General features: G+C 53.0%; 17 protein-coding genes and 1 riboswitch. Of the genes, 12 read left to right on the top strand and 5 right to left on the bottom strand.

From position 1 onward, the window contains the following. From JRI89_12615 to JRI89_12575, 9 genes are all read left to right on the top strand, one after another. The coding region (locus tag JRI89_12615) for an HAD-IC family P-type ATPase (protein MBW2072080.1) at positions 1-807 on the top strand (807 nt) is incomplete at its 5' end. Continuing rightward, positions 761-1,069, top strand: a complete 309-nt coding sequence (locus JRI89_12610) for a hypothetical protein (protein MBW2072079.1) — start codon at positions 761-763, stop codon at positions 1,067-1,069. The genes JRI89_12615 and JRI89_12610, both read left to right, overlap by 47 nt. A 518-nt stretch (positions 1,070-1,587) precedes the next feature. Beyond that, the gene (locus JRI89_12605) at positions 1,588-1,959 is read left to right on the top strand and encodes a response regulator (GenBank protein ID MBW2072078.1); all 372 of its coding nucleotides are present in this window, start codon (positions 1,588-1,590) and stop codon (positions 1,957-1,959) included. Positions 1,960-2,295: 336 nt separating this feature from the next. Further along, positions 2,296-2,889, top strand: coding sequence for an RNA polymerase sigma factor (locus JRI89_12600; GenBank protein ID MBW2072077.1), 594 nt, complete (start codon positions 2,296-2,298; stop codon positions 2,887-2,889). Beyond that, positions 2,849-3,493, top strand: coding sequence for an isoamylase early set domain-containing protein (locus JRI89_12595; GenBank protein ID MBW2072076.1), 645 nt, complete (start codon positions 2,849-2,851; stop codon positions 3,491-3,493). The genes JRI89_12600 and JRI89_12595 overlap by 41 nt, the downstream gene beginning before the upstream one ends. A gap of 34 nt (positions 3,494-3,527) precedes the next feature. Next, positions 3,528-4,286 carry a hypothetical protein gene (locus JRI89_12590; protein MBW2072075.1) on the top strand — a complete coding sequence of 253 codons (759 nt, stop codon included), beginning with the start codon at positions 3,528-3,530 and terminating at the stop codon, positions 4,284-4,286. Positions 4,287-4,416: 130 nt separating this feature from the next. Next, a complete protein-coding gene (locus JRI89_12585; protein ID MBW2072074.1) occupies positions 4,417-5,373 on the top strand; it encodes a tetratricopeptide repeat protein in 957 nt (318 codons plus the stop codon). A 141-nt stretch (positions 5,374-5,514) separates the two neighbouring features. Beyond that, a complete protein-coding gene (locus JRI89_12580; protein ID MBW2072073.1) occupies positions 5,515-6,345 on the top strand; it encodes a hypothetical protein in 831 nt (276 codons plus the stop codon). Positions 6,346-6,654: 309 nt separating this feature from the next. After that, positions 6,655-8,601, top strand: coding sequence for a protein kinase (locus tag JRI89_12575; protein ID MBW2072072.1), 1,947 nt, complete (start codon positions 6,655-6,657; stop codon positions 8,599-8,601). Between the two features lie 105 nt (positions 8,602-8,706). Here JRI89_12575 and JRI89_12570 read toward each other — a convergent pair whose 3' ends face one another. Beyond that, entirely contained in the window at positions 8,707-8,916 is a 210-nt protein-coding gene (locus JRI89_12570) for a hypothetical protein (protein MBW2072071.1), read from the bottom strand. Positions 8,917-9,330: 414 nt separating this feature from the next. Between JRI89_12570 and JRI89_12565 the strand changes: the two genes are divergently transcribed. Together JRI89_12565 and JRI89_12560 are read left to right on the top strand one after the other, a co-directional pair. Beyond that, on the top strand, positions 9,331-10,089 hold the full coding sequence (locus tag JRI89_12565) for a TVP38/TMEM64 family protein (protein ID MBW2072070.1): 759 nt from the start codon (positions 9,331-9,333) through the stop codon (positions 10,087-10,089). 21 nt (positions 10,090-10,110) lie between these two features. After that, a complete protein-coding gene (locus tag JRI89_12560; GenBank protein ID MBW2072069.1) occupies positions 10,111-12,360 on the top strand; it encodes a VTT domain-containing protein in 2,250 nt (749 codons plus the stop codon). Between the two features lie 945 nt (positions 12,361-13,305). On the opposite strand, the gene JRI89_12555 is transcribed toward JRI89_12560, so the two are convergent. After that, entirely contained in the window at positions 13,306-14,265 is a 960-nt protein-coding gene (locus tag JRI89_12555; protein ID MBW2072068.1) for an ABC transporter substrate-binding protein, read from the bottom strand. Between the two features lie 29 nt (positions 14,266-14,294). Between JRI89_12555 and JRI89_12550 the strand changes: the two genes are divergently transcribed. Further along, a complete protein-coding gene (locus tag JRI89_12550; GenBank protein ID MBW2072067.1) occupies positions 14,295-14,507 on the top strand; it encodes a hypothetical protein in 213 nt (70 codons plus the stop codon). Here the strand turns inward: JRI89_12550 and JRI89_12545 are convergent. The 3 genes from JRI89_12545 to JRI89_12535 all read right to left on the bottom strand — a co-directional run. Further along, entirely contained in the window at positions 14,493-15,260 is a 768-nt protein-coding gene (locus JRI89_12545) for an ABC transporter permease (protein MBW2072066.1), read from the bottom strand. The two genes, JRI89_12550 and JRI89_12545, sit on opposite strands and share 15 nt — an antisense overlap. A gap of 3 nt (positions 15,261-15,263) precedes the next feature. Further along, on the bottom strand, positions 15,264-16,028 hold the full coding sequence (locus JRI89_12540) for an ABC transporter ATP-binding protein (protein ID MBW2072065.1): 765 nt from the start codon (positions 16,026-16,028) through the stop codon (positions 15,264-15,266). Positions 16,029-16,318: 290 nt separating this feature from the next. Further along, a riboswitch (TPP riboswitch) is annotated at positions 16,319-16,421 on the bottom strand. 192 nt (positions 16,422-16,613) lie between these two features. After that, the coding region (locus JRI89_12535) for a PIN domain-containing protein (GenBank protein MBW2072064.1) at positions 16,614-16,794 on the bottom strand (181 nt) is incomplete at its 5' end.

Below are 16,794 nucleotides of genomic sequence, written 5' to 3'. Positions count from 1 at the left end.
GCGATTGTCGAAGAAGCAGAGCGGAAAGGGCTTCAGTATCCGAGGCCTGAAGACTTTCAAGCTATCCCAGGCAAAGGGGCACAAGCAAACATTGAAGGACATCTCTTCTACATTGGCAACCACCGCCTCCTGGAAGAGCAGAGAAAGTGCGACGCTGAAATTGATAACGTACTGTCGGCTTTACAAGAACAGAGAAAAACCGCTGTTATTCTGGCCAACCAGGAGAGGGCCCTGGGCATTGTGGCCATTGCTGACGAGGTCCGGCAAGAGAGCCGCATGGCTCTGCAACAACTCAAAGCAGACGGCATCGAAAGGATTATAATGCTCACAGGAGACAACAGAGGAACAGCTGCAGCCATCGCCAGATCCCTGCCCATAGATGACTACCGGGCAGAGTTGATGCCGGAGGACAAGGCAGCCGTGGTCAAAGAGTTGATGCATGAGTGGGGCAAGGTGGCCATGGTCGGCGATGGGGTCAACGATGCCCCGGCATTGGCCGTGGCCAGTGTAGGCATTGCCATGGGTACTATAGGCACCGATACAGCTCTGGAGACAGCAGACATTGCCCTCATGACTGACGATCTCTCCAGATTGCCCCTGGTAAGACGGTTGAGCCGGAAAACATTACGAACCATCAAACAGAACATCGCTTTTTCGCTCCTCACCAAAGCAGTTTTTATCGCCCTGGCAATTCCCGGTTTTGCCACCTTGTGGATGGCCGTGGGAGCTGATATGGGAGCATCCCTGTTGGTGATTTTGAATGGCTTGCGAATCCTCCAGGGTGTTGAACTCCAGCAAACGGGCTGAGCACCTCGTTGTCAAGGTGAGTGCTTTTCTAGACGATGAAAGCTTGATTATAGACGTGAGCGATTGTGGTTGTGGTATACCTGCTGACCTGCAAAAAGAAATTTTTCGGCCATTTTTTACTACTAAAAAAGAAGGAATTGGTCTGGGACTTGCCATAGTAAAAAAGATAACCGAAGCACACCAGGGACGCTTGGAAACTCGGCAAAACCAGGGGAAAGGTGTGACTCTGAGAACGATATTACCTTTGAGAAAAAGCAACTGAGATTGCTGAAAAATTTTTGCACAGTTGCTCTCCTGGCCACAGCTGCGGATGTGAATATTTTATGCACAACCGTCTGTCAGGTGTCTGCGGGGAAAATGGCCTCGAACTTGTCTCTCTCTGGTTGCGTTGGGCAAGATCCCTGCAAAAGCAGATATCTTCAAGCAATCATCTTCCTTGTTGACTCCAGAAAAGGGCCTCGGTTGAACACTCCCTGCAATCTGGCATGCTCCTTGCCCCTCTTGTCCTTGGCGGTACTATAATCGTCAATCTCTACGCTCTCTTCCAGGCAGGGGATGCCTGAGAAGTCTGGCTTACTTGCCAGGCCGCTCACTCAGGCGTGAATTCGAGCAGAAGCGAGCCTGGATACGGGGAGGCAAAACAGCAACAATGACCCGAGTCAGTTCTGCTCTGCGAATAGTAACTGCACAGGTGTTCCACTGTGCTGCAAAGGCAAATGAGCAGCTATATAAGAATGAAAAGCAGACTATCAGGTTGCTATTCAGACATGGAGGTATGGCATGGCGGCAACCGTCAAGAGAGCACTGGTAGTAGCCAGTGACGTTTATCATGGAATTGAGGTAAGTTCTGCCCTGGAGCGGCTGGGCTGTGCTGTTGATGTGGCCAGCAGCGGCGTCGAAGCGCTAAGATTGATCGCCCGGGGGACTGTCTATCAGCTTATTGTTACGGAGCTCGTTCTCAACGGCATTAGTGGTCTGGCCCTGGCTATTGCTGCCAGACAGAAAGAGCCTGCCGTCAGGATCATCGGCGTAAACAATGGCAAGAAGGCTCTGCTGCTGGTTGCCAGAGAGTTCGGCATCGATGATGTCCTCGAGCTCCCCCTGGACGGCGAAACAGTATTCTGCCTTGTCAGTGAAATCATTAAAGGATAATCTGTCGTGGCGTTCGGCATGGCAGCAAAGCGAGCAAAGAATGTGACCAAAGATTTGGGTGCAGCGTAAATAAACAATAAGAAGAGCGAATTCAGCCAGGGACAACCCGGAACAGCATGGGCTTTGGAGGAGCTACCTCCTTTTAGAACAAACCCCGAATGGACGGTACAAGAGTTTCCTGAGTCATAAATGCACAACACCGGCCGCAGTGGCTCGAGCAGAGGTTTGCTGACTCTGGTAACATCCCCCAGGGTCAAAACGGGAGTGATCGAGCTGACGTTGCGCTAAAGAAGCACTTGTGAATGGAAACTTGGCTGGAAATATGGCGTTTTCCACATGAATACGAATGACGACCAGCGGGTGATCGAGCAGGTGTTGGCCGGAGATGTTGACTCCTTTGCGGATCTCATAGAACGTTACCAAAAGCCCATCTATAACCTTATGTTCCGAGCAACCGGTTCGGCTGAGGAGGCCGCTGAGTTGACCCAGGAGGCATTTGTCAGGACCTATGAGAATTTGCCACGCTTTCACAGGGGAAGAAAGTTTTTCCCCTGGCTCTACACCATCAGCTTGAACGTGGCCAGAGACTATGGGCGAAGAACAAACAGGAGCATCAACAGACACACTGACAAAGCGCTTGAGCAACTATCCAACTGCCGTTTTCATGGTGAACAACAGCAAAATGTCTGCGACAGCATTGACTACCTGCGATTGGAAGAGGCCCTGGGGACGCTTCCCCTGCTCTACAGAGAAGCCCTTGTTCTTCGTTATCACGAGGAGCTGGCCGTGCGAGAAATTGCCGAGGCCTTGAGCATTTCCATCAGTGCTGCAAAAATGCGTATCAGTCGCGGACTGGAAATGCTTCGCGGCTGCCTGAAGGAGGTGGCTGATGCCAAAGAAAAAAAAGTTTCCGGACAGACCACCATCTGAAAAAATGGACATTGCCCTGGACAAGGATACAGGCGACAACCTGCAGGAGGATTTCTCGTCTCTGGTCTGGATGTTGAAGACCATGCCTGATCGGCAGCCTCCAACGGATCTTGTTGACGAGATCTTGCAGGCGGTCAAAGAAAAAAAACTGTCTCGCCGGCAGCGTCTCCTGCAATGGCTCAGCAAACCTCGATCGATCACTGTTTCGCCCATCAGACTCATTCCTGCGGCAGCTGCGCTGTTCGCCGCTTTGCTGCTGACATTCTATTTCTATTCTGGCAGTCGCGGCCCCATGGCCATAGATGGAGGAAAGCAGCAACTGGTACCCGTAGTGTTCGCCTTCCACTACCCTCGGGCCCACACCGTGAGCCTGATAGGTACGTTCAACCAGTGGAACCCCAATGGGTTCAAGATGAACGCCAAACCCCAGGAAGGTGTGTGGACCATCGAAGTCCACCTGCCAGTGGGACGCTACGAATATGCCTTTCTGGTGGACGGCAAGGTTGTGGTCCCGGACCCCAAGGCGCAATTTTACCAGAGAGATGGATTTGGCAACAAAAACTCCATACTATTTGCCACAAAGAATGGCAATCAGGCTATTTAGAGGAAGAACCTCGGTTCTGTTCCTGCTGCCTCTGATGTTTCTTTTTGGCGGAGCTGCCGTTACCCTGGCAGAGCCCCTGGACAGTCAGACAATTGTTTCCCTCGAACAGACCCGGGCCAGTGGCGTTCCTGAAGCCATTCTCAAAAGAGTGCTTGCAGCTGCCAGTGATCACAGTCTTCCCAACAAAGACTTGGCCGCTCTGCTGGTTATTCTTCGAGAGGCGCAGCAGGAAGACATACCGGTAGCTCCCCTTGCTGCCAAGGTGGAAGAAGGCCTCGTCAAACATGTCCCTCCTGAGGTCATAATCCGTGTTCTGCGGCAAAAGTGTGGCGACTACCGTTTTGTGCGCCAGATATTCATGAACACAGATGCCGCCAAGAGTGGCAGCAGGCTTTCTGCTGACGACTTCACCCGCCTGGTAACAAGTCTCGATGCCGGCCTTACTCGGCAAGAACTTCAAGAATTCATTACGTCTGCGCCTGTTGCACCGCCTCCCATGCTGGCGAGAGCTGTGGAAGTCTTCGCTCTTCTCAGACAGATCAATTACGATGCGACCCTGGCCAGGGATGTACTCTATACCGGTCTCAGTCATCAGAGCTTTACGCAGCCATGGACATACCTTGCCAGGGTGGTGTCCGCGGCCAGGAAGCGGGGAATCAGCGACCATAAGATCGCAGCAGCTGCCAGTGAAGCCCTTGAACAGGAACGTCCCATGCGAGACTTCATGACCACCATAGGCTTTACCTCTCGAGATATGCGTCACGGACCTGCCAGAGGAGGGCAGATCAAGTAGAGCCGTCGGCCCCTGGCAGCAGGCGCTTTCCTGCTCCAGGGCGATATGTCTTCGCCCTGGCCACAAAACCAGGTTGCTCATGGGGGCTGCCTTTCTTTTCTTTGCAAATGTGATGGGAGTAAGAGAACTAATGTCTAGAAAAATCAGTATATTACTCTTCAGTCTGGTATTGGTTATGGGGAGCTGTGCTCGGATGAAGGGCAGCTGGTATTTGAAAAACGAACGCTACCTGGAAGGAATCCAGGAGACCAAGAAGGTTCTGGCGCAAAATCCAAACGATCCCTGGAGTAATTATTACCTCGGCCGTTTCTATCTAGCACTGGAGAAACCAGAACAGGCTCTGCCATACTTGCGCAAAGCTGCTCGACTGCAAAACGATAATGCAGATTACTACTTCTGGCTGGGAGTGGCTTACTGGGCAGTAAGGGATTTTGCCAAGGAACGATCAAGCTATCAAATGGCTCTTCGGGCAGACAGTGGCCATGTGCCAGCAAGACTGTATCTTGGACACAACTACCTTGACAATGGACAATGGCAAGCAGCCTTGCGGCAATATGATAAAGTGCTCCTGGAAGACCGGAACAATCCTGAGGCTCTGTACAATAAAGGACTTGCCCTTGCAGGGTTGCAAAAAACAGACAAGGAGATCAAAGCCTGGAAAGCATACTTGCAGCATTATCCTGAAGGCAAGTGGGCCCTGCAAGCTGTTGATCATCTGAACAGCCACGGAGATTTTTCATACCGCAATTATACTATTGGTTACCGGCGGATTACTTTACAGCGTATTGCCTTTGCTCCAGGGAGCACAGAGCTCCTCCCCCAAAGTCAGACCTCACTGAGAGTCGTTGGCTCAATTCTCAGTATAAACAAAAAGATCCAACTAAAAATAGCAGCCTACCACAAAGGAAACAGCTCTCTGGCATTGGCCAGGGCCAAAGCGGTGAAAGAGTTCCTTCTGAGGAATTACCCCGGTATTTTACCTTCTCGCCTGTCTACGGGAGGTTATGGCAAAGCAGAAAGAGTTGCAGTGAACAAAAAAGTCTTCTTTCTGGACCAGTCAGTATCTTTGCTTACCTTGAAAAAATGACAGAAAATCAAGAAAACAAAAAGTCAGCTCGTTCACCCACGAATTATCAAGTGACCCTCAGCCAGTGGCTGCGTATATATCAATGAACGGCCGTTTCCATATGCAGACAGGCAAACTAACAGAAGAAGAGAGGAGAATCACATGCGTACTTCTGTCTTGGACCACGGTATCACACCAAGAACATACTTTGTCTTGCTCTTGACAATGCTTCTGGCAATGGCGTCGCTTCCTGCCTGGGCTCAAAATGAAGACGTTGAGCCGCTTCCCCAATTGGTCAGGGCAAGGCAAACCGTCGAGCAGACGAGTCAGGAACTGAAGCAGGCCAGGGTCAATGGAGACGAGCAGGCAGTAGAAGTGGCCCGCAAACGCAATCGTCTGGCAGAACAAGAGATGGAGCGCAACCTGGCACTTGTGGCCGGCGTCACCCGGACCGATATTGCTGCCATGCGGCAGGCAGGACTCGGGTGGGGACAAATTTGTCAGGAATTGGGAATGCATCCCAGCATCCTGGGTCTTGGCCCCAGGCACAAGGCATCAGCCAGCCCCACTAATCTGGTCGAACGGCAGCGAAATCGTTTCAGAACCCGTGAACTTCAAGAAGCCACCAGGCGCCAGATGAATGATAGAACCGCACCCAAGCACGGCATGACTGCCATGCGCTCCGGGAGCTATGGTCTTGGACTCGGCATGGCTGCTGCATCCGGCATGCACCACAACCCTCGCGGCTTTGCCGGCATGAGCCACAGCAGCATGTCAGACAGTGACATGGGAGGCAGCCACAGTGGCATGGGAGGGAGCCATGGTGGTGAAATGGGAGGCCATTCTGCTGGAGGTGGCGGTCATGGCAACGGCGGTGGCGGCGGCTCCGACAGTGGTGACCACGGCGGCTCCGAGAGCGGTGACCACGGCGGCGGCGACCATGGCGGCGGCTCTGGAGGAGGAGGCGGCGGTGGCGGTGGCGGACACCGCTAGAACTTCACAACCTTATGCAAACAACCAGAAAGGGCCGTACGGCCCTTTCTCAATCTCACCTTTCCACCATCTCCTCGCACCTCTCCCCAAATAATAGCGGCGGAACGCCTGACCGCCCAACAAGGGGCCGCCAATATGCCAATCTTGCTATTCATATACTCTGCAAATAACAACTGAAAATATCAAGAATACATATTTGTGTCAGACTTCTGGTCTGTTGCGAACCTCTTGCATAAATGTATGGCAGAGTGTAGATTCAGGAAGAGAAAATTAGCCAATGAACGTAAAGCCTGAGGAAATGGCATCATTATGAGCAATCAGAAAGGTCTTCTCCAGATTGGCACAGTACTCAGTGACAAATGGGTAATTCTCGAGCTCATTGGCAAGGGAGGCATGGGCGAGGTCTACCAGGCACATCAGCTCAATCTGAAGCGTGATGTGGCCATCAAGATCATTTCCCAGCAATGGCTGCGCTCTCTCGACGGCGATACGGAAGAGATCCAGGATGCCCTCAAACGCTTCCTCCGGGAGGTTCAGTTGATGGCCCAGATCCGCCATCCTAATGTCGTGCAAATCTATGACTACGGCTCCGCAGACATAGAAAAAAATGGAGCAGAGCTCCATGTCGAATATATTGTTATGGAATACATTCCAGGTGCAACTCTGCGATTCACTTTTTCGCAGGAAGGCTTCTATCCTGATGAGGAAGCAATCAAGGACTGGATACGGGACTATTTCCTGCCTGTGCTCGATGGCGTGCAGGCCATACACGAGATGGGCATAGTTCACCGCGACCTGAAGCCAGAAAATGTCTTGCTGGATGGCCGCACTCCCAAGATTGCTGATCTCGGCCTGGCACGGTCATCTCGTCTACGTCCCGTAACCCGTTCCGTAGATGTCAAAGGAACGCCGCCTTATATGTCACCAGAACACTTTTTTGATCTGAAGAGTACGGACCAGCGAGCCGACATCTATTCTCTGGGCAAGATCCTTTATGAAGCCGTCAGCGGCAAGCAACCCGCCGACTCCCTTCCCTTCAAATCTGTGAAGTTGGCCAATACGGAAACAATCTTCCTGCAAGAACTGGACAAGATCATCCAGAATGCCACTGCAGAAGAAAGAGAAGACAGAATCTCCTCTGTGGCAGTCTTCAAACAGGCCCTCCTGGAGGTGCTCGACGGTGAGGTGAGCGCCTCCGCCACCCCTTTAACAACGAGCACAGCAGCGGAAACAGCTGGCTGGAACAGGCAGCTTATAGCAGTGATGCTCTCACTTATTATTGTCGGGCTCGTGGGCACCGGCATATTTGTGTTCTATAACCAGAATAAACAGCCAGCAGGCGAACTGCAGCCTTCGCTGCACGATACTGCGCCGATGCAGGCGGGTGAAGAGAGTGGACCGAGCACTCCCCTCGCCGACCAGCAAGGCTCCCTGCCGCTGAAGTTACAGGGCAAAGATGGGGTCACTCTGCGGCTGGTCCCTGGCGGCAGCCTCGTTCTGCCCGTATATCTGCAGTCGGCGCAGGGCAAGTCAGTAAATGTGGCTCCCTTTTACATGGATGAAACACAGGTGACGAATCACCAGTATGTGGAGTTCCTGAATCATTATGACCTTGGCAAACTCCAGATAAAGGGAGGAGTAGTCCGCCATGAAGATGGAACCATCTGGCTGCTCCTTGGTGAAGTGCTCGGGGGATACGAACCTATAGTGTTTCGGGATGGCAAGTTTCAATTGAATGATCCCGGCTATGCAGCATCTCCCGTACTTCGCGTTACAGCATATGGAGCTGCTGCCTACGCCAGTTTTTATGGCAGAAGATTGCCCACTGAAGTGGAGTGGCTATTTGCAGCAGGGGAAAGGAGCGGCAGCGAAAAGGCATTGCCGCCGCAAGGTGCTCAGGGGCAGTCTTGGCAAGACATGGACATGATGATGAACATGATGGACAAGATGCATGGCAAAAGTGCAGCACCGCCTGGAGAATCCAGAGATTCGGCCTTTTTGCCCACCCCCGTCATTCTGGGCGAACCGAACGTTTATGGGATTCGGGGTTTAAATGCGGACATTGGGGAATGGGGTGTTGGAACCATAGTCAAATCCACCACTGGGAAAAAAGCAAAGACCAGCTATGTCGTCCTGGGTTGGCACTGGAATACTCCCGAAAAAGGCGGTGCTCTGCCAGCCATACTGCTCCGGCATCCCTGGGAAGCTTTTGAAGAAGTGGGATTTCGCTGCGCCATGGATGCCCCGAGTAGGTAGCAGGGGAAGAGTTGCTGAATAGAGGGGAGTAACAACAGACTTTTTTCATTGATTAGCCGCTGACGAAGGTGGACTACTATTGATGCTCGAGCCGAGCATCACGAGTCAGGCCTCTTCGTTCCTTCCGTGATCATCATCTGCTGCGTTCCTGACCTTCATGACCTCTTTATGAATTTCTACCAGGGCAGACAACCGTTGCTCAGGAGATTGGCTTTGCCAGAATTCCAGATCCCATTGCTCTGCTTCTTCGAAATTTCTAGCTCTGTGGGCAACCAGTCGTTCTTTCCGTTCTCTAGATCGCTCTTTGATACCCACGTATTCACCCCTACACGTTTACGGAAGATGTTGATGCCGAGTCAAAACCACCACAAAAATATTATGAGTGATATTGTTAAAAATCGAAATACTTGACCCTGGGAATTTGCTCTGTGACCAGACAATTCTTGCACTGTGCGGCCCTTGCAAAAATCTGCGCCGGAAAGTAGATTCATGTCTCGTACATTTGGAAATAGAGTCGAAGTCAAAGGCAACGGTAAACCGCACAATACGCCTGTGCCGAGTTCTCCCAAAGAATCACTCTGGGCAACCAAGGAAGGACCGCTATATTGGTGATCACAGCCCTGCAGTGCTCTGCATTAAGGAATTTCCGGGCTAGTCCTAGCCTAAAAACGGATCTGGTTTCAGCAACTGCTTTCTGGAGTGATCGCTACCACTGTCTGTGAAATTCGTATGAAATTATCGCTCCCTTTCTTCAACGACCATAAACTGGCGTGGAAAATAGCCAGGCATGTGGTCGCCATCGCCCTGGGTCTTGCCGTGTTCGCCGGCATCGGCCGTTATGTGGGCACTTATATCCCACCAGTCGAAAAGTGGATCCAGGCCCACCCGGTATCAGGACCTGCTGTCTTCATCCTGCTCCTGATTTGCTCCAGCATGTTCGGCGTGCCCCAGCCGTTGTTTGGGCTTGGTGCGGGTGCTATGTTCGGCATTTTCTGGGGCACAGTAATCATGACAGTGGGCGGAGTCATGGCTTCGTCAATCGCCTTTTACCTTTCAGGTCGCTTCTTCCGGAAGCGAATCGACAAGATCATAGCAAAGCACCCCAGATTCGCAGCTGTCCGAGCCACTGCCCGGCAAAAAAGCGTGCGTTTGCAACTCTTGCTCCGACTTACTCCCATGAATGCCAATCTGTTGAGCAGTATCCTTTCCGTCTCGGGCGTCGACTACCGCACATTTCTTCTGGGGTGCATCGGTATGGTGCCAAATTTTTTTTACATGACCTATATTGGCTATGCTGCCAAGCATATTGCCAAACTGGCTGGCGGAGTCGCTCAGCATTACTTGCTGCACGATGTTGCAGTATTTTCAACTCTCACAGTGTGTATCGTGGTGATGGCTGGTGTAATCCATATGGCCCACAAGGCCATCCAGCAATACGAAGCACCAGCCTCAAGGTCGACCAGCAGGCCTGAAGACAGCTCGACCTAGCCTGCATGAGACGTGCATCCCATGTCTGTGACAAATTTTCTCACATTCGTTGCGCATCATCCTCACTTTGCCTACGGGACGATTTTTCTTATTGCCCTTTCAGAATCGCTCGCCTTTGTGGGACTGCTGGTCCCCGGAACTGTGCTCATGTTTGGGGTGGGTGCCATTATTGCCACCGGCAGCCTCGCCCTGAAGCCCACTCTGGTAGTGGCCACACTTGGAGCTATTGCCGGAGATGGCATCAGCTACTGGCTTGGCCGCCACTACCAGCATCGTTTGCTGGACATCTGGCCATTCAAGCGTCATCCCCAAATGTTGTCTCGAGGAGAAACCTTTTTCCACCGCCACGGTGGTAAAAGCATACTCTTTGGTCGTTTCGTCGGTCCGGTGCGGCCCGTAATCCCCATCGTCGCCGGCATGCTGGGCATGCAGCCCCTGAAATTTACCCTGGTCAATATCCTCTCAGCCATTGGTTGGGCCTTCGCCTACGTGGTTCCCGGCGTCTTTTTTGGAGCCTCCCTGACCCTTGCCGGTGCGGTGAGCGCCCGTCTGACTGTGCTCATTCTTCTTGTTGTCACCCTTGTCTGGTTTTCTATCTGGCTTTGCCGTCAGCTCGTCCGTCTGACTGCTCACCTGGGGCCGCGTTGGCTCGCTTCCCTGAGAGCTTGGCTCACAAAAAAAGAGCCCGTCTTTGTGGTGTTGCTTCCTGTAAAACGGGCTCTTTCCTTCCTCCTACTGCGCCAGAAAGGAGAGGAGTTTGTTGTTCTCTTTCTACTCGCAGTGCTGCTGCTTGCCACCTGGGGATTTCTGGGGGTCTTGCAAGCTGTTCTGGCCAGAGATCCACTAGTGCAGGTGGATCAGGCAGTTCTTCATTTCTTCCAGTCTCTGCGGACCCCATGGGCGGATCACTTCTTTGTGGTTGTCACTGAACTTGGCGATAAACTGGTCACTTTCAGCGTGGCCGCGGTAATTTCCCTGATCTTGCTGTCCTGGCGCTGCTATCGGGCTGCATTCTACTGGATACTCACGGCAGCAGGCGGTTTTTGCATTGTCCGCTTGCTAAAATGGCTCCTCCATCTGCCCAGGCCTGTAACCTTGTATCATGGTACCACCGCCTTCGGATTCCCCAGCGGTCATACAACCATGAATATTATCATATATGGCTTCTTCGTCCTCTTGATTGCCAGAGACCTGCAGAACTTCTGGCGCTGGTTCCTCGTGGCAGCTGCTGGCCTGCTCACTCTTGCCATTGCCTTTTCACGTCTCTACCTGGGAGTTCACTGGCTTTCCGACGTGCTTGGCGGCTTTCTGCTGGCCTCAGCCTGGCTTGCTCTCATGGGCATCTTCTATATCAGAGGAGGGCACGAAACAGTGCCGCGGCAAATCCTAGGGCTGGCAACGCTGGTGGTCTTTGTGACGGTAGGATCCTGGCACGTGGCGGACAGACACCAGAAAGATCTGGGCCTGTATAGTCAGCGTCATCCAGTGCAGCTGATGAAATTGCAGACATGGTGGGCAAGCGGCTGGCAAGGACTTCCCCCCAGGAGGACAGACCTGCAAGGCAAAGGAGAACAACCCCTCACCATCCAGTGGGCCGGCTCACTGAAAGATCTGAGCCAGTTTCTCCTTGCTCATGGCTGGCAACGTCCAGCGTCAATTAATTTGAAAGTCTTGCTGAATATGCTTTCTCCCCACACCACCATCCAGGAGCTGCCTCTTTTGCCGAATCTTCAGGAGGGCCGTCTGGAAAGCACCCTACTCGTCCAGGAACATGGAAACGAGCGCTGGGTCTTGCGTATGTGGCCGACAGACGTTCAGTTGCAAGATGCTGGAGAGTCCTTGTGGATAGGAACTGTAGAGGTCCAGGTGTCACGCCGGCTTGCCGATTTTATCACCATGGCAAGAGACAAGGGCGATTACCTGCGCCCTTTGCTTCAGCTGTCTGAAAACCTCGAGGGAAAGTTCAAATTGCGGCGGGTATTCCGTCATCTAGAAGAAACTTCCCATAAACGAAGTGTTTCAAACCAGCAATGGAACGGCCTGACCTTGCTGGCCACCAGCATATCAGCGATGGATTGTCTCCTGGAGAATATCCATCCCTTTTTCCACCAGTTCAGGCTTGGCCTGGCTACCCATGTGGCCGAGGCGAAATACCTTCCCTGCCAGGGGACCATAACTTCCCCCCACCACCAGCCCTCTGGCGCGCAGAGCCTGATCCAGATCTTCCCAGGTCCAGCCAGAAGGAATCTTGGCAGCCGTTACTGTGGGTGAGCAAATCTCCTCCCTCACAGAAAAAAGTTCCACGCCCATATTCTGCAACCTCCTCCGACAGTACGCTGCCACGCGTTGGTGGCGGTCGAAAACCTCTGATAATCCCTCCTGCAGAAGCAATTCGGTGGCCCGCTGCAAGCTGGCTATTGCATGCCAGTTGTGCGTGTAAGGCAAGTATCGCTCAGCCACCGCAGTTTTCCAGGGAGCCAGAGCATCATAGCCCACGTAGCCTACTTTTTCCGCCGCTTGCCAGGCCCGCTCGCTTACGGTCACCATGGCCAGATCCGGCAGCAAACTCAGGACCTTTTGACTGCCCAGAAGCCCAAGATCAATGTGCCAGTCGTCCACCAGCACCTCTACGCCGCCGCCACTGGAGACAAAATCCACGTAAAACAGGGCGTCTACCTCCCGGCATATGTCACCCAGTTCAGCCACAGGCGTAAGGGTGCCGCTGGGGGTCTCACAGTGAACGGCAGTGACGAGTCTGGGGCCGAAGCGTCTGGCGGTTTCGCGCACCGCCTGGGGATCTGGCGCTTCATTGTAAGCACAAGCCACAACCTCCACCTCCATCTCCAACTGGCGAGCCATATCAGCTATGCCGTAGCCGAAGACACCGTTAGCCACCGCCAGGACGCGGTCACCCGGATTCAGTACACTCTTCAGTGCACTCCACAGAGCCAGCATCCCCTCACCGCTTTGAATGGCAATGAGGTTTCTGGTGGCGAGAATTTTTCGCAGGTTCTCCTGGCAGCTCTCGTAGAGAGAAAAAAAATCCTCCTCAAGATCTGCACTGCCATAGTCTACCTGATAAACCGCCCGCAATTCTGGCGGCACAGAAACTGGTCCGGGCACCAACCCAATGTCATATGTTTCCATGGCTTGTCTCCACTATCTCGAGGGCACAGGTCGCGTTAGGGGTGAGGAGTACTGACTGTGACCTCGTCCCTACTTGCCAATCCAGATCAACTCGTTCACCGGCGTTGTCTTGCGAATGAGTCCTCTGGCAAGCATGAATTCCTGGAGCTTTACCCAGCGGCAGCTTTCCTGCTGGGGACTCCCCTTGAAAAAAGGGATGGTGGCCCAAAAGGCCCGACGATTGAGCTCGTCTCTGAGATCAGGGTGCAGCTTCATAAAGATCTCGAGGGTCTCTGACGGTTTGCTGACAGTGAAGTCAATGCCGCGCCTGAGGCCTGTCATAAAGGCTCGAACTCTGTCCAAGTGAGTCTGCAGTTCTGCGGGATTGGTAATGACAACCAGCTCATAAAAATCAGGAATACCATGCTCTTCCAGGGCAAAAATGCCCACCTTCTTGCCTTCCAACTCGATCTGAATGGCCTCGTAATTCCTGAAAGCACCCACCACAGCATCTACCTTGCCGCTCAGCAGGGATGGCGCCAGATTGAAGCCTACTCTATATATCTTGTAATCGGCCGGGGTGAGCCCCGCCTTTTCAGCCACCGCCTCGAACAGCACACGATAGAGGGGCTCCACTGAGTAGCCCACCCGCTTGCCTTTGAGATCTGCAATTGTCTTGAAACCAGACGACTGCAGATAAAGGATACAGCTGAGAGGATGCTGTACCAGGGCCCCTATTGAAACCACCGGCAGTCCCTCTGAACGGGCTGTAATCACGCTCGGCTGGTAGCTTATGGCAAAATCTACTTTCCCAGCTGCCACAAGTTTCAGGGGATCATTGGGGTCGGCCGGCACCATGATGTCCACGGTCAGCCCCTCTTTGGCAAAAAACCCCTTTGCCTGGGCCACATAGAGCGGAGCATGATCCGGATTCGGGAACCAGTCCAGCATGCAAGTTACTTTGTCTGTGGCTGCTGTTGTCGAGGCCGGCGCCCAACACAAGACCAGGCTGATGAGCAGAATTGGCAGAACTTTTTTCATGCCTCTCATCGCCATCCTCCTTTCTGGTAAATGTTGGCATGGTTGAAGGTGGGGGTATTGTCATAGCGGCCTATGTGGCCTGCTGGCGCAAGATTGCAGAAGCTGGGCACATCGGCAGCGAGGGCTGCCATGGACGGCAGCCCGAGCGAAGCGGCGACAACAGCCCCGCCTTCAACCAGACGGTTTATGAAGGCAGTAGACTTCTAAAAAAGACCCACGAGAGCAGTTGCCCTTTCTCACACAACATTTGATTCATCTTTCTTCCAGGGAACCAGCAAACGCTCTAGAGCGCCAACGAGGGCATAGAGAACTACACCCAGGATGGACAGCCAGAAAATGGCAGCAAAGACAAGCTCCACCTGGAGCTGAGCATTTGCATGGATCATCAAATATCCCAGTCCTTCGCGAGCGCCAACCCACTCTCCAATCACCGCCCCAATCACGCTCACGGCCACACCTATCCTGATGCCGGCAAATACAAAAGGCAGAGCCTGTGGCACCCGCACCTTGAAGAATATCTGTGTGGGTGATGCCTCGAGGATTTGCAGAAGAGCAAGAGTGTCCGGGTCGGCAGCCCTCAGACCCTCCACAGCATTTATAACTATGGGAAAAAAGACAATGATGGTCGTCATCACAACTTTGGAGCCTATGCCGTAGCCGAACCACAATATCAACAAGGGTGCAATGGCAAACACCGGGATGGTTTGCGAAGAAATGACCAGCGGCAGCAAGGCTCGCTCCATGATTCTGGAGGCGTGAATCAAGACAGCCAGTGAGAGTCCAATGATCAGCGCCAGGAGAAAGCCCAGAGCAATCTCCGTGAGAGTCACCAGGGCGTTGAGGGCAAGAAGATCGAAGCGCTGCCACATTGCCTGCAGAATCTTCCAGGGGCCGGGAAGCACATAGGATGGTATTTTGAACAGCCGTACCGAGGCTTCCCAGCACAGACCCGAAAATACCAGGATCACTGTAGGCAATAAGGCATTGATGATTTTCGCTTTCATCTCTCAGTATGCCGAGTTTTCTTGCTCCAGCAGCTCCAGAAGGTATTCTTTGCTGTCGACCATCTCAGGCCGGGTGATACGACGCGGTCGCTCGAGATCAATTTGCAGCGAATTCTTGATGGTAGCGGGCCTGGATGTCATCACATATATCCGGTCAGCCAGAAGCAGCGCTTCCTCCACATCGTGTGTTACCAGCAGCACCGAGGGACCAAACTGACTCCAGATCTTCAAGAGCCATTTCTGCAGACTGCGTCTGGTTATGGCGTCCAGGGCCCCAAAGGGCTCGTCCAGCAGCAGCATCTCTTTCTTGCACAGGATTGTCCTCATCAGGGCAAGCCGCTGCCTCATGCCCCCTGAAAGTTCACGAGGATAGCGATCTGCAAAACCCTCGAGTCCAAACACTTTCAGGAGCTGCCGTGCCTGCTGACGGGCCTCCTGCTTCCCCTTCCCCTGGATCTCCATTCCTAGAATGGCGTTGTCAAGGGTGTTCCGCCAGGGAAGCAGCAGATCCTTCTGCTGCATGTACGCCAGCCGCCCGCGGAGATGAGGGACCTCCTGGCCGTTTAGAAAAATGTGGCCGTAGTCCGGGGGGATAAGCCCTGCCAAGACATTGAAAAAGGTACTCTTGCCGCAGCCGCTCGGTCCTATGATGGCAATGAACTCTCCCTTCTGTGCTTCAAGGCTCACGCTTTGCAGAACCTGAAGTGTGTCCCCCTTTCTGGGGAAGGCTTTGCTGAGCTGTTCAACACGCAGAAAGATATCGGCCACCTTTAGTCCCAGACAAAAACCACTTTGTCACACCCTGATACATCTTCAACGCGCTGCTACAAGAGGGGTTGTGAGCCTCTTGCCTGCCCTAAAGTTTTTCCTGACTCTGCGAAGAGAGAAACCTATGCAATGGTCAATGCTCTTGGCAAGCAAGCCGCAGTACCCTCACCTGTGGCAGCCAATCGACTCACCTTCAGGCTCCGGCGGCACTGATTTGAAAATATCCGGGCGGGTGGGGATGCAGCGGCAGGAGAGTTTCACGGAGTCCGGATCGGCAAAAAACCAGGTTCTGGATGAGTCTGCCGCTTCCCTACGCTGGTGTTATCCAGATCAGGTTCAAAGGGTTACCCGGCCCGGCGCCGGGTTCTCAGTCCGCCACCCCTAGCGACACTTTCACCCTAGCAACCCAGGCCAGTAAAGTCAAGAATTGTTGAGAGAATACTTCAGGTTATTCTGTGCAGGTCGTTCTGGCAAGGATGTTGAGTGGATTTGTTACCTGTGGGACGAGGAGACGTAATTCTTTTATTAAAGAAGGGAGAACTTCGTTGACTCAAGGATGCTGCCTAGCACAGCGACATCTTGCTGTTACCAGACACTCTGGACATAAGGATAGTTCCTGATCCTCTGGTCCTTGCTAATCACTCTTGAACTGTAGACCCGGGCAGTAGCTACAATGATCCTGTCGGCTGGATCTTTGTGAAATTCTCCAGGTAAACTGCATGCTTCCACAGCGATTCTAGGTGTCAGTTCACACACTTGCAAGCCG

It is taken from the genome of Deltaproteobacteria bacterium (assembly GCA_019309045.1).
Classification (GTDB): Bacteria; Desulfobacterota; Syntrophobacteria; order BM002; family BM002; genus JAFDGZ01.
This window is presented reverse-complemented; position numbering and strand designations above follow the sequence as displayed.